The organism is Xenophilus azovorans DSM 13620, from assembly GCF_000745855.1.
GTDB classification, from domain to species: Bacteria; Pseudomonadota; Gammaproteobacteria; order Burkholderiales; family Burkholderiaceae_C; genus Xenophilus; species Xenophilus azovorans.
In genome coordinates, this window is sequence record NZ_JQKD01000136.1 from 1 (window position 1) to 1,058 (window position 1,058).

1 protein-coding gene is annotated in these 1,058 nt (G+C 64.4%); it reads left to right on the forward strand.

What is annotated here, in order from left to right; translation table 11 throughout:
• Positions 1–307 precede the first annotated feature (307 nt).
• Entirely contained in the window at positions 308–949 is a 642-nt protein-coding gene (locus Q392_RS26415; RefSeq protein WP_038215730.1) for a hypothetical protein, read from the forward strand.
• Positions 950–1,058: the final 109 nt, after the last annotated feature.

Consider the following 1,058-nt stretch of genomic DNA (forward strand, 5'->3'; position numbering starts at 1 on the left):
CCTGGTCGTCGCTGGCCACGGCCGCCGGCGGCGGCCAGCTGCGCATGCGCGCGATCGGCGCCGGCGGTCAGTTTCGCTGCCGCGAAACAGCCCATGCGGGAGTTCCCATGCGTTGTCGCAGTTCCCTTGCTTCGATGGACTGCGGTTGCTCGCTCACGTGAATGGCCGGCAAGCCGGCGCACCTGCTTCACAATCGTGAGGGGCAAAAGAAAAGGCCCGCTTTCGCGGGCCTTTTCAACTCACCTGACCCCAGGGGGGAAAACCCGATCCCTGGCGGCTCATGACTGCATTTTAAAAGATTATTTGCATGGTTGCCAACCACGCTGCCATCGAGGCGGCTCTGTCCAGGGCGCGCGTGTCGACCTACTTCAATGCGCTGAAGCCGCCTCCGGCGATGGACAGAGCGCTTGCGCTCTATGTCTGGAACGCGCATCTCGCCGCGGCTCTGATGGTCCCGCTGTCGATCTGTGAGGTGGTGATCCGCAATGCTGCAGCCGACGCCTTGGCGCTGCGCTATGGCGGAAACTGGCCCTCTTCGCCCGCGTTTCGCGGCAGCCTTCGACAAAGGGGGCGTGACGCACTGGATGGCGCCGTGCGCAAGCACCCGGCCGCCGGCAAAGTGATCGCCGAACTGACCTTCGGCTTCTGGCAGCAGCTGTTCACCGGCGCATTCGATGGCGCGCTCTGGAAACCTTATCTGTATACCGTGCTGCCGCGGCTGCCCAGGGTGCTGACCGTGCAGGCTGCTCGTGCTCACATCTTTGCGGAGCTGGAGGCGCTTCGTCTGGTGCGCAACCGGATTGCCCACCATGAGCCGCTGCTTGTCGAGAACGTGCCGGATGCGGTTCTTCGCGCTGCTCGATTGGTGGACCTGCGGTGCGCGGACACGATGGCCTGGTTGCAGGCCTCGCACGGTGTCGACGCTCTACTGAACAGTAGGCCTGATTGAACAGGGTGATCCAGGCGTCGCCGGCAGTGCCGGCCGGGCTGTCGTGCTTCGCATCGAGCCTTCGCCTTTTGGCTTGTCTCGCCCCTACGGGCTTCCATCCTTCCCTCGC